10 protein-coding genes and 1 pseudogene are annotated in these 11972 nt (G+C 75.1%); 5 read left to right on the plus strand and 6 right to left on the minus strand.

What is annotated here, in order from left to right:
* From ABD308_RS00730 to ABD308_RS00740, 3 genes are all read right to left on the minus strand, one after another.
* Positions 1 to 197 (minus strand): response regulator transcription factor (locus tag ABD308_RS00730; protein ID WP_344323191.1); only part of this gene is annotated, 197 nt, incomplete at its 3' end.
* Positions 198 to 232: 35 nt separating this feature from the next.
* Positions 233 to 1531: a histidine kinase gene (locus ABD308_RS00735; protein WP_344322922.1), complete on the minus strand. Its 1299-nt coding sequence runs from the start codon at positions 1529 to 1531 to the stop codon at positions 233 to 235.
* The gene (locus ABD308_RS00740; protein WP_344322932.1) at positions 1528 to 2550 is read right to left on the minus strand and encodes a hypothetical protein; all 1023 of its coding nucleotides are present in this window, start codon (positions 2548 to 2550) and stop codon (positions 1528 to 1530) included. Before ABD308_RS00740 ends, ABD308_RS00735 begins: the two co-directional genes overlap by 4 nt.
* Before the next feature lie 231 nt (positions 2551 to 2781).
* Here ABD308_RS00740 and ABD308_RS00745 point away from each other — a divergent pair, with 231 nt between their 5' ends.
* The 4 genes and pseudogenes from ABD308_RS00745 (at position 2782) to ABD308_RS00760 (ending at position 8049) form a co-directional block, all read left to right on the plus strand.
* Entirely contained in the window at positions 2782 to 3939 is a 1158-nt protein-coding gene (locus tag ABD308_RS00745) for a CaiB/BaiF CoA transferase family protein (protein WP_344322943.1), read from the plus strand.
* A 204-nt stretch (positions 3940 to 4143) separates the two neighbouring features.
* Positions 4144 to 4490, plus strand: a pseudogene (locus ABD308_RS00750) (acyl-CoA dehydrogenase family protein); the annotation flags it as partial.
* 100 nt (positions 4491 to 4590) lie between these two features.
* Positions 4591 to 5805 (plus strand): acetyl-CoA C-acetyltransferase, encoded by a 1215-nt coding sequence (locus tag ABD308_RS00755; protein WP_344322953.1) that lies wholly within the window; start codon positions 4591 to 4593, stop codon positions 5803 to 5805.
* A 63-nt stretch (positions 5806 to 5868) separates the two neighbouring features.
* Positions 5869 to 8049, plus strand: a complete 2181-nt coding sequence (locus ABD308_RS00760) for a 3-hydroxyacyl-CoA dehydrogenase NAD-binding domain-containing protein (RefSeq protein WP_344322964.1) — start codon at positions 5869 to 5871, stop codon at positions 8047 to 8049.
* Between the two features lie 15 nt (positions 8050 to 8064).
* Here ABD308_RS00760 and ABD308_RS00765 read toward each other — a convergent pair whose 3' ends face one another.
* The 3 genes from ABD308_RS00765 to ABD308_RS00775 all read right to left on the minus strand — a co-directional run bounded on the left by ABD308_RS00765 (position 8065) and on the right by ABD308_RS00775 (position 11085).
* Complete coding sequence (locus ABD308_RS00765) at positions 8065 to 8847, minus strand: MerR family transcriptional regulator (RefSeq protein ID WP_344322975.1); 783 nt, start codon at positions 8845 to 8847, stop codon at positions 8065 to 8067.
* A 128-nt stretch (positions 8848 to 8975) separates the two neighbouring features.
* The gene (locus ABD308_RS00770) at positions 8976 to 10001 is read right to left on the minus strand and encodes an isopenicillin N synthase family dioxygenase (protein WP_344322986.1); all 1026 of its coding nucleotides are present in this window, start codon (positions 9999 to 10001) and stop codon (positions 8976 to 8978) included.
* Positions 10002 to 10320: 319 nt separating this feature from the next.
* Complete coding sequence (locus tag ABD308_RS00775; protein WP_344322996.1) at positions 10321 to 11085, minus strand: MerR family transcriptional regulator; 765 nt, start codon at positions 11083 to 11085, stop codon at positions 10321 to 10323.
* A 330-nt stretch (positions 11086 to 11415) separates the two neighbouring features.
* On the opposite strand from ABD308_RS00775, the gene ABD308_RS00780 reads away from it, so the two are divergent.
* A complete protein-coding gene (locus tag ABD308_RS00780; protein ID WP_344323008.1) occupies positions 11416 to 11940 on the plus strand; it encodes an SgcJ/EcaC family oxidoreductase in 525 nt (174 codons plus the stop codon).
* Positions 11941 to 11972 lie beyond the last annotated feature (32 nt).

Here is an 11972-nt window from a genome sequence, read left to right on the forward strand (position 1 = left end):
CCCGGCATCCGCACGTCCATCAGCACCACGTCCGGCCGCAGTTCGCGCACCAGCGGCACCACCTCGGCGCCGTCGGCCGCCTCGCCGACCACGGTGAGGTCCGGCTCGGCGTCGATCACCACCCGCAGGCCCGTGCGCACCAGCCGCTCGTCGTCGGCGATCACCACCCGGACCGGCCCGCCGGCCGGGCCCGTCACACCGTCCACCGTGTTCCCGTTCGCCGCGTTCCCGTTCACCGCTCTCCTCCCACCGGCAGCCAGACGGCCAGCCGCCACGTCGTTCCTTCGTCCACCGGCCCGGCCTCACAGCCGCCGCGCAGCGCCGCCGCGCGCTCGCCGATCCCGCGCAGCCCGCGCCCGCCACCGGGCCGGCTGGGCCGCGACCGGCCGAGCGGGTTGGTCAGTTCGATCTCCAGCCGCCCGCCGGAGGAGGCGACCCGCAGCCGGGCGGGCGCGGGGCCGACCGGCCCGGCGTGCCGCAGCACATTGGTCAGGCCCTCCTGGACGATCCGGTAGGCCTCGCGGGAGAGCGCGCCCGGCAGCCGGTCCAGCCCGGGGGCCAGCTCGGCGTCCACCGCCAGCCCGGTGCGGGCCAGTTGCCGCAGCAGGTCGTCCAGCCCGCCGAGGGTCGGCCCGGCGGGCCCGGCCGCGTCGCCGTCCTCCTCACGGAGCAGCCCCAGCACCGCGTCCAGCTCGGCGACGGCCCCCCGCGCGGTCTCCTCGATGGCGGCCAGCGCCTCCGCCGCGAACTCCGGGTCGGAGCGCAGCACCCGGGCGGCGGCCGAGGCCTGGATGCCGACGGCGCTCAGCGCGTGGCCGACCGAGTCGTGCAGCTCCCGGGCCAGCCGGTTGCGCTGGGCGAGCACGGCGGCCCCCCGTTCGGCGGTGTCCAGCCGCTCGTCCGGGGTCGGGCCGAGCAGCACGGGCGCCCACCGCGCCAGCAGCGCGCCGAGGCCGGCGCTGGTGCCGACGATCAGCGCCAGCAGCGCGCCGCCCAGCACCGGACCGGGCAGCCAGCCGGGCACGCCCCGGGCCTCCCAGAACCGCACCATCTCCTCGAAGCCGCTCGGCCGCAGGGCCAGCACCAGCGCGAACGGCGCGCCCGCCAGCGTCATCCCGCTGACGATGCCGCCGAACAGCAGGTGCAGCACGAACCACGCGGCCGTCCGCCGCCGGGCCGCCCAGGACCGGGCCGGGCCGGTGACCACCTCCGCCGCCCGCCGGGGCCCGCACAGCGCCAGCGCGGCCGCCCCCTCCAGGGCGCGGACGGCCGGGACCAGGGCCGTGACGGCGGCCATCGGGAGCGAGGCGCCGAGCGCGGCGAAGTACAGCAGGACCTGCACCAGCGAGCCCTTGCGCGGGTCCAGTGCCCCCAGGGCGACCGTCGACAGCATCCAGTACGGCATCAGCAGCGCGCCGCCGAGCACCAGGTGCACCCAGCGCAGCCGGGCCCGCCGTCCGAACAGGGCGCCCGCCGCCCGCCGCAGCGTGCCGCCGTTCCCGTCCCGCTCCCGACCCGCCCCCGTGATCACTTCGCAGACTCTACGTCAGCGCGCTCGGCCGCTCGGCCGGCCGCCGCCGCGCGCTCGACCAGCGCGATCGCGCCCACCGCCAGCACCAGCAGCCCGGTCACCACCTGCGCCGCCTCCACCAGCGGCAGCAGCCCCGGCACCGCCTCGCGCGGGTCGGTGGGGGCCGTGACGGACGTGCCGAACGCCACCAACTGCCAGGAACCCCAGCCGAACACCGACCCGGCCGCCGTCCACACCACCGCCAGCGGCCCGCGCACCCGCCACCCCGGCCGGCGCCGGAACACCAGCACCAGCAGCGCCGCCACCGCGGCCACCGCCATCACCGCCGTCACCGAGTCCATGATCGCCACGCTCCGGCCGCGCTGCTCCACCCACGTCAACGGCAGCCCGGCCGACCCGCCGAACGCCCAGTACAGCCGGGCCGCCGTGACCCCGGCGGCGAGCAGCGCGGCGACGCACGCGAAGGCCCGCTGGGTGGTCAGCGTGGGGGAGTGCGGCAGGTCGCCGATCCGGTCCCGGCGCAGCAGCCCGGCCCAGCGCTCCCGCGCGTACAGCAGGAACCCGGTGATCAGCGCCAGCCCCTGGACGGCGAATCCGCCGTACACCAGGGTGAACACCCAGCCGCTCGGCCCGTCGTCGCTCCCGCTCCCGGCGGCCTCGGGTCCGAGCACCAGCGAGAACACCAGGGAGAGCGGCAGGGCGACCAGGAGGGTGCCGAGCAGCCCGGTCGCCACCCACATCGGAAAGGCCAGCAGCCCGGCCGGCGCGCGCCGCCCCCACGGCCGGGCGAACGCGAGCGCCAGGACGACGGCGATGGCGTCCATGCCGAAGGTGAGCAGGTTGACCAGCCACAGGTCGTCCATGGCTTCGGCGTCCCCGACCCCGACCGGATGACCGGTGAGCCAGAGCAGTTTGAGCGTGAGGTAGGGCGCGGTCGCCGCGACGGCCGTCCAGGCCGCGGCGGTCCGCACCCGGCCGACGGGCGGGGCGGTGGGAGGGAGTACAAGCGTCGAGGTCATGCCCCCACACTCCCGCCCACCCGCCCACCCGCACCTCCTCCGGCAACCCGATCCGCCTCCCCCGCCGGGGGGAACCGGAGGCGGCGGCGCGGTCCCCGGGGAGGAGGGGGTGGCCAGGGGTGATCGGCTTGTCGGCGGGCGGCCCGAAGGTCTTGTTACTGAACGGTCGCTTCCCTATCATCGCGAGTGTGACAGCTTTGCTGTCAGACCTCGTCGACCCCCGGAGGGACCGTGGCGCCGGAACGTGACAGCGACGGGGGCGGGCGCGGCGGGCCGCTGGCGGGTGTGCGGGTGGTCGAGCTCGCCGGGATCGGGCCCGGACCGTTCGCCGCGATGCTGCTGGGGGATCTCGGCGCGGATGTGGTTCGGGTGGACCGGCCCGAGCCCTCGCCGCTGGGGATCGAGCCGGCCTATGACGTCGCGGGGCGGAACAAGCGGTCGGTGGTCGTCGACCTCAAGTCTCCCGGCGGGCCCGGCCGGGTGCTCGACCTGGCCGCCCGCGCGGATCTGCTGATCGAGGGCTACCGGCCCGGCGTCGCCGAGCGCCTCGGGGTGGGGCCGGAGGACTGTCTGGCCCGCAACCCCGCACTGGTGTACGGGCGGATGACCGGGTGGGGGCAGCGCGGACCGCTGGCCGCCCGGGCCGGGCACGACATCGGGTACACGGCCGTGTCGGGCGCGCTCGGCCTGGTCGCCCCCGCCACGGTCGACGGGCCGCCCGCCCTCCCCGCGAACCTGCTCGGCGACTACGCCGGCGGCTCGCTCTACCTGGTCGTCGGCCTGCTCGCCGCCCTGCACCACGCCCGCGCCACCGGGGTCGGACAGGTCGTCGACGCCGCCATCGTCGACGGCGCCGCCCACCTCACCGCCGTCCTCCAGGGACTGCTGGCCGGCGGGCGGTGGCAGGACCGGCGCGGCGTCAACCTGCTCGACGGCGGCGCGCCGTTCTACGCCGTCTACCCGGCGTCCGACGGTGGCCACCTCGCGGTGGGTGCCCTGGAGCCGCAGTTCTACGCCGAGTTCGCCCGGCTGCTGGAGCTCGGCCCGGACGCGCCCGGCCAGTGGGACACCGCCCGCTGGCCCGAGCTGCGGGCGCGGATCGCCGCGCGCTTCGCCAGCCGCCCGCGCGCCGCGTGGGAGGCCGTCTTCGCGGGCTCTGACGCCTGTGTGGAACCGGTACTGACGATGCGTCAGGCGCATGCCCACCCGCACCTGACGAGCCGGGCGACGTACGTCGAGGTGGACGGTGTCACCCAGCCCGCGCCCGCCCCGCGGTTCTCCGCCACCCCCGGCGCGCTGCGCCGTCCGCCCGGCCGGCCGGCCGCCGACGCCGCCGAGGTCGCCGCCGACTGGGGCGTGCCGGCGCTCGCCCCGCCACCGTCGGACTGAACCGACCGTCCCGCCGAGGAGACTGCCGTGCAACGCGACCTCTTCACCGAGGAGCACGAGGACTTCCGGGCCACCGTCCGGGCCTTCCTCGCCAAGGAGGTGCTGCCGCACGACGACCGCTGGGAGAAGGCCGGCACCGTCGACCGCGAGGCCTGGCCGGCCGTCGGTCGGCAGGGTCTGCTCGGCCTCGCCGCCCCCGAGGGCAACCTTGACAAGATCGTCCAGAAGGCCCAGGACACCGGCGAGTTGTTCCCCCAGGGCGTCCGTTTCCCCAAGGAGAACCTGCTCGGCGGGCTCGACCAGGGCTTCCTCCACCTGATGCGCAACCTCGCCCAGGAACGGCTCACCATCGCCGCCGCCGCGATCGCCGGCGCCCACGTCGAGCGGCGCGAGGCGTTCGGCCAGGCTCCAGCACGTCCGCTTCGAGATCGCCGAACTGGCCACCGAATGCCCGGTCGCCCGGGCGTTCGCCGACGGCCGCGTCGCAGACCATCTACGGCGGCACCACCGAGATCATGAAGGAGATCGTGGTCCGCTCCCTGCTCGACTGACCTCCGACCGTCCCCCGCCGCCAGGCCGCCCGGCCACCCCGCCGTCCCGACCCCCGCGCAATCCCCGCGTCAACCCCGCTGCCCCGAAAGGCTCCCCACCGTGACCACCGAAGCGTACGTCTACGACGCGATCCGCACCCCGCGCGGCCGGGGCAAGGCCACCGGCTCCCTGCACGGCACCAAGCCGATCGACCTGGTCGTCGGCCTGATCCATGAAATCCGCCGCCGCTTCCCGGAGTTGGACCCGGCGGCGATCGACGACATCGTGCTCGGCGTGGTCAGCCCGGTCGGCGACCAGGGCTCCGACATCGCCCGGATCGCCGCCATCGCCGCCGGCCTGCCGGACACGGTCGCCGGCGTCCAGGAGAACCGCTTCTGCGCGTCCGGCCTGGAGGCCGTCAACCTGGCTGCCGCCAAGGTCCGTTCCGGCTGGGAGGACCTCGTCCTGGCCGGCGGCGTCGAGTCGATGTCCCGGGTGAAGATGGCCTCCGACGGCGGCGCCTGGTTCGCCGACCCGATGACGGCCTACGAGACGAACTTCGTGCCGCAGGGCATCGGCGCCGACCTCATCGCCACCATCGAGGGCTTCTCCCGCACCGACGTCGACGCCTTCGCCGCCGAGTCCCAGGCCCGCGCCGCCAAGGCCCAGGCCGACGGCCTGTTCGACCGCTCGGTCGTCCCGGTCCGCGACCGCAGCGGCCTGGTGGTGCTGGAGCGCGACGAGTTCATCCGCCCCGGCACCACCGTCGAGACGCTGGCCGCCCTCAAGCCGTCCTTCGCCGCCATCGGGGAGGCCGGCGGCTTCGACGCCGTCGCCCTGCAGAAGTACCACTGGGTGGAGGCCATCGACCACGTCCACCACGCCGGCAACTCCTCCGGCATCGTCGACGGCGCCGCCCTGGTCGCCATCGGCAACCGCGAGACCGGCGAGCGCTACGGGCTGCGGCCGCGCGCCCGGATCGTCTCCGCCGCCGTCTCGGGATCCGAGCCGACGATCATGCTCACCGGCCCCGCGCCCGCCACCCGCAAGGCACTCGCCAGGGCCGGGCTGACCGCCGCCGACATCGACCTGGTCGAGATCAACGAGGCGTTCGCCGCCGTCGCCCTGCGCTTCATCCGCGAGATGGGCTTCTCTCCGGAGCAGGTGAACGTCAACGGCGGCGCGATCGCCCTCGGCCACCCGCTGGGCGCCACCGGCGCGATGCTCATCGGCACCCTCGTCGACGAGCTGGAGCGGCGCGACCTGCGCTACGGCCTGGCCACCCTCTGCGTGGGCGGCGGCATGGGCATCGCCACCGTCGTCGAGCGCGTCTGACCCCCGTCCCCCCGTCCCCCCGTCCGCCTCCCCACCTCCCACCTCCTCCGGAGACCCGAACCCATGAGCAGCGACACCACCACCATCCGCTGGGAGCAGGACCAGGACGGCGTGGTCACCCTCGTCCTCGACGACCCCGCCCAGTCCGTCAACACCATGAACGAGGCGTTCACCGCCGACTTCGAGGCCGCCGTCGCCAGGCTGGCCGGCCTCGCCGCCGCCGGTGACCTGCGCGGCGTGGTCGTCACTTCCGCCAAGAAGACCTTCTTCGCCGGCGGCGACCTGCGGATGCTCTCCGCCGCCGGCCCCGAGGACGCCGCCGCCGTCTTCGAGAAGTCGATGCGGATCAAGCGCGCCCTGCGCGGCCTGGAGACGCTCGGCAGGCCGGTCGTCGCCGCGGTCAACGGCAGCGCGCTCGGCGGCGGCCTGGAGCTGGCCCTCGCCTGTCACCACCGGATCGCCCTGAACACTCCCGCGAGCCGGATCGGCCTGCCCGAGGTCACCCTCGGCCTGCTCCCCGGCGGCGGCGGAATCGTCCGTACCGTCCGGCTGTTCGGCATCACCGACGCCCTGCTGAAGTTCCTGCTGCAGGGCCGCCAGTACCGTCCGGCGCAGGCCCTCGAACACGGTCTGGTCCATGAACTCGTGGAAACCCCGGAGGAGTTGACCGCCCGGGCGCGCGCCTGGATCGAGGCCAACCCGGCCCCCGTCCAGCCCTGGGACGTCAAGGGCTACAAGATCCCCGGCGGCACCCCCAGCACCCCGGCCTTCGCCGCCAACCTGCCCGCGTTCCCCGCCAACCTGCGCAAGCAGTTGGCCGGCGCCCCCTACCCGGCGCCGCGCAACGTGCTCGCCGCCGCTGTCGAGAGCGCCCAGGTGGACGTCGACACCGCGATGGTGGTCGAGGCCCGCTACTTCACCGAGCTGGCCTGCGGGCAGACCAGCAAGAACATGATCCAGGCACTCTTCTTCGACCTCCAGGCGGTCAACTCCGGTGCGGGACGGCCCGCTTCGGTGGAGAAGCGAACGGTCCGCAAGGTCGCCGTGCTCGGCGCCGGCATGATGGGCGCCGGCATCGCCTACGCCTGTGCCGCGGCGGGCATCGAGGTGCTGCTCAAGGACGTCACCGTGGAGGCCGCCGAGCGCGGAAAGGCCTACTCCGAAGGCCTGTTGGCGAAGGCGTTGGCGCGCGGACGCAGCACCGAGGCGCAGCGCGACGAACTGCTCGCCCGGATCACCCCCACCGCCGAGGCCGCCGACCTGGCCGGCTGTGACGCGGTGATCGAGGCGGTCTTCGAGAACCCCGAGCTGAAGCACAAGGTGTTCCAGGAGATCGAGGGCGTCGTCGCGGCGGACGCCCTGCTCTGCTCCAACACCTCCACCCTGCCGATCGGCCTGCTCGCCGAGGGCGTGCGCCGCCCCGCCGACTTCATCGGCCTGCACTTCTTCTCGCCGGTCGACAAGATGAAGCTGGTGGAGATCATCCGCGGCCCGCGGACCGGGGACGAGGCGCTGGCCCGCGCCTTCGACCTGGTCCGGCAGATCGCCAGGACCCCGATCGTGGTCAACGACTCGCGCGGGTTCTTCACCTCGCGGGTGATCGGCCGGTTCATCAACGAGGGCGTCGCCATGATCGGCGAGGGCGTCGAGCCGGCCAGCGTCGAACAGGCCGCCGCCCAGGCCGGCTACCCGGCCAAGGTGCTCGCGCTGCTCGACGAGCTGACGCTCACCCTGCCGCGCAGGATCCGCGACGAGCACCGGCGCGCCGTCGAGGCCTCCGGCGGCGAGTCGACCGCCCACCCGGCGGACGCGGTGGTGGACCGGATGGTCGACGAGTTCGGCCGCCCCGGCCGCGGCGGCGGCGCCGGCTTCTACGAGTACGACGAGAACGGCGTGCGCGGCCGCCTCTGGCCGGGCCTGCGCGAGCACTTCACCCGCGCGGACGTCGCCGTCCCGTTCGAGGACCTCAAGGAACGGATGCTGTTCAGCGAGGCCCTGGACTCGGTGCGCTGCCTGGAGGAGGGCGTGCTCACCTCGGTCGCGGACGCCAACGTCGGCTCCATCCTCGGGATCGGCTTCCCGGCCTGGACCGGCGGCGTCCTGCAGTACATCAACGGCTACCCGGGCGGCCCGGCCGGCTTCGCGGCGCGCGCCCGCGAACTCGCCGCCGCGTACGGCGAGCGGTTCGCGCCGCCCGCCCTGCTGGAGCGGATCGCCGCCGAGGGGCGCGTCTTCACGGACTGATCACGGACCGGTCATTCACTCGGGCGGGGCGGCCCGCCGCTCCTCGGCGGCCGCCTCGCCCAGCTCCGCACCCGACTCCTCACCCGACGCCTCGCCCTGCTCCTCACCCAACTCCTCCCGCAGCGACCGCTGGAACGCCGTCACCAGCGACTGCGCCACCATCGGCCGGATGTGGTCGGTGAGCGCCTTCATCCGCTCCACGTCGTCCGGCGCGGGCTCGCTCTCCCGGTACGGCTTCCACACCGTCTCCCGGAACAGCCGCTGCAACTCCCGCGCCGTCGCCCGGCTGTGCTCCACCACCACCGCGCGCGCCGCGACCAGCGTCTCCAGCGGAATCGGCACGTCCAGGATCCGCACCCCCAGCGGCAGCAGCCCCGGGTCCACCCGGAACACCTCCGGGTCCGCCGTCCGCTCCAGCGCCCCCATCGCGGCCAGCCGGTCCACCTGCTCCGCCGACAGCCGCCGCCCGGCCCGCCGCTCCACCTCCTCCCGGCCCGCCTCCTCCGGCACCTCCGGCGTCCACGACGCCACCAGCGCCCGGTGGATCGCCAGATCCAGCGGCGTCGTTCCCTGCGGCAGCCGCGCCAGGTACCGCTCGATCGCCGCCAGCGTCAGCCCCTGCCGCTGCAACTCCTCGATCAGCCCCAGCCGGTCCAGGTGCTCCGCCCCGTACCACCCCACCCGCCGCGCCCCCAGCACCGGCGGCGGCAGCAGCCCCTTCGTCCCGTAGAACCGCACCGTCCGCACCGTCACCCCCGCCCGCGCCGCCAACTCGTCCACCGTCAGCCGCACCTCCACCCCCGCCTCCCGTCCATGGCACCACCACTGTGACACCACGAGTGTGACACCACTGTCCCACCGGGTCCACGCCCCCGAACACGGAGCGGGCCCGCACTCCGGCGGGGAGCGCGGGCCCGCCGGGGTCCTCAGGCGGCGAGGTCGGGGTGGTGGCGGCGGGTGACCTCGGGGTGGGCGCGGGTGTAGCCCTTCCACTCGTTGAAGCCGAAGTCGGCGTAGAGCGGGTTGGCCGGGTCCTGGGTGGCGCCGGGGGCGTGGTGGGCGAGGGGGAAGTCCAGCGGCTCGATGTGGGCGTCGAGGCGGGGGTTGTAGAAGAACGGGACGGAGAAGCGCTCGCGGGCGCCGGGCGGGCTGATCACGCGGTGGCTGGTGGCCTTGAGGTAGCCGTCGGTGGAGACCTCCAGCAGTTCGCCGAGGTTGACGACGAAGGCGCCCTCCAGCGGCGGGACGTCCAGGAAGGAGCCGTCCGGGCGCTGCACCTGGAGGCCGCCCACGGTGTCCTGAAGCAGCAGGGTGATGAAGCCGTAGTCCTTGTGCGCGCCGACGCCCTGGGCGGCGCCGTCGGGGGCGGTGCCCGGGTAGCGGACCAGCTTGAGCCGCAGGTGCGGGTGGCCGGCGAAGGCGGGGTCGTAGAAGTCGGGGCGGGCGCCGATCGCGGCGAGGAGTTCGTGCAGCAGCGTGCGGGCGACCGCGCCGAGCCGGTCGATCCAGGCCAGCGCGGCGTCGCGGAGCTCCGGGAGCGTGGCGGGCCACTGGTTGGGGCCCTCCAGCCACCAGTACGGGGGCTCGCCGGGGGCGGGCACGTGCGGGGGCCGTTCGGCGCCGATGTCGAGCTGGTCGCGCCAGTCCCGGCTGCCGCCGGTGCGCTCGTCGCCGGTGCGGGTGTAGCCGCGGTAGTGCGGGGAGTGCAGGTTGGCGACGGCGAGGCGGTCGGCCTCGGGGAGGGCGAAGAAGGCCCGCGTGGCGTCGGTGAGGGCGGCCGTCTCGGCGGGGGTGACCCCGTGGCCGACGAGCTGGAAGAAGCCGACGCCGGTGGCCGCGGTCCGCAGCTCGTCGTGCAGGCGGGTGCGGTCCGCCGGGCTGCCGCCGGCGAGCGAGAGGTCGATCACCGGAAGGGCGTCGGCGGGGTCGGTGGGCTGGTGCTGCTGCGACATGGGTGACATCCGCTGGGTCTCGTCCCGGCCGGCTCCGGTGGTGACCGGGAACGCCGGGCACGCGCCTGGTGCGGCGGGTGTGCCCGGGGCCGGGAGGGGGGACGCGGCCGTTCGGCGGCCGCGCTGAGGGTGAGGGGCGCGAGGTTCAGCCGGAGCGTCGACAGGACATGCTGGTCACGCGGAGCAGGTCCACGTGGCGGCGACGAACGAGAAGGGGCACCCCACCAGCGTAGATCACCCGTTCGAGTGCGGATGGCGGGAGCGGGCGCGAGCGGGTCCCGTCCACCCGTCCGCGCCCGCCCGGCCCCGGCGGGGCCGCTCAGGCCCGCAGCGCCGCCGCGTACGCCTCGATCGCGTCCCGCTGGTACGCGGCCAGCCCGGGGGCGATCGACTCGTAGGCCGCCCGCCACGGCTCGTTGTCCACGCAGGCGCGCCCCATCGCCCGGAACTCCGCGGGGGAGACCGGCCGGACGGCGCTGAGCGCCCGGTACTGCCCGTCGATCTCGGCCCGCACCGCCGTGGCGTCCACCGGCTCGCCGGCGGCCATCAGCTCGGCGAGCCTGATCATCAGCGCGGTGCGCTCGCGCTGCCCCGCCTCCACCTCCTCGGGGCTCAGCTCCGCCGCGGCCCGCGCGGTGGCCTCGGCCAGCTCGGGGAACGCCCGCAGGCCCTCCTGGTAGTCGGTGGCCCGAATCCCCTCGAAGAGGTTCTCGGGCCGGTTGATCGCGGTCATCGGCGTACCGTCCTTCCTGGATCGCTCCAGATCGGTGATCGTGCGGGCGACCGTCGCGGCCAGCGCGTCGAGGCGGTCGCGCTCGGCGAGCAGCCGGCGGTGGTGACCGCGCAGCGCCTCCAGCTCGTCCACCCGGGTGTCCAGGACGCGGGCGATGTCCGACAGCCCCAGGCCCAGCGCCCGCAGCACGAGGATCTGCTGGAGTCGCAGCAGCTGTTCCTCCTCGTAGTAGCGGTGGCCGTTGGTGCCGATCCCGGCGGGCGGCAGCAGCGCGATCTCGTCGTAGTGCCGCAGGGTCCGCGCCGTGACTCCGGACATCCGTGCCACCTCGGCGATCGGCCAGGACTCCATTCGGTCTTCCTCACGTGATTCACCGGGGCCGGTCCGCCCGGCCCCGGTCAGGACAGTAGGGGCTGCCGCTGCGGCAGCTTCAAGCCCGGCGCGGCCGTCGGCCGCCGAGCCGCGCGGGGTCCGTCCGTGGGGTCCGGCGGCCCGTCCGGTGTCGCTTCCCGCTCTTTTCGGTGCCGACCCGGAACGCCGGGTGACCGTTCCTGATCCGCCAAGGCTTCTTGACCGAGCCTTGTCCGCGCCTTTGCCCTGCGCCGTGCGGGTGCCAACCGGTTCCCCGGGAGAGTGATCCCGCAGCCGGCATGCCGTCAACTCCTATGAGCAGGAGCCCCGATGACCCGTACGATCCGCACCAGCACCCGCACCCGCGTCGTGCTCGCCGTGGCCGCCGCCCTCGCCGCCGCGGCCGCGTTCACCGCCGGCGTGGGTGCCGCGCAGGCCGGCGACGACCGGGGCCGGCGCGGCAGGGCCGCCGAGAGCGAGATCGCCGGCCTCTTCGACGCGTGGAACGCGGCGCTGCGCGGCGGCGAGCCCGCGGGGGTCGCCGAGCGGTATGCCGGGGACGCGGTGCTGCTGCCGACCGCCTCGCCGCGGATCCGCAGCGGCCGCCCGGAGATCGCCGACTACTTCGAGCACTTCCTCCGGAAGCGGCCGCGCGGCGAGCGGATCCGCTCGGTGATCACCGTGCTGGACGCCGACTCGGCGATCGACGCCGGCCTCTACCGCTTCCACCTGACCGATCCGCGGACCGGCGCCGCCACGGTGCTGGACGCCCGCTACTCCTTCGAGTACGAGAAACGCGGCGGCACCTGGCTGATCGTCAACCACCACTCCTCGACCCTCCCCGCCGAGGGCTGAGCCGCCCGGACCGCGGTGCCCGACGGGTGACG

It is taken from the genome of Kitasatospora putterlickiae, from assembly GCF_039527695.1.
GTDB lineage: Bacteria > Actinomycetota > Actinomycetes > Streptomycetales > Streptomycetaceae > Kitasatospora > Kitasatospora putterlickiae.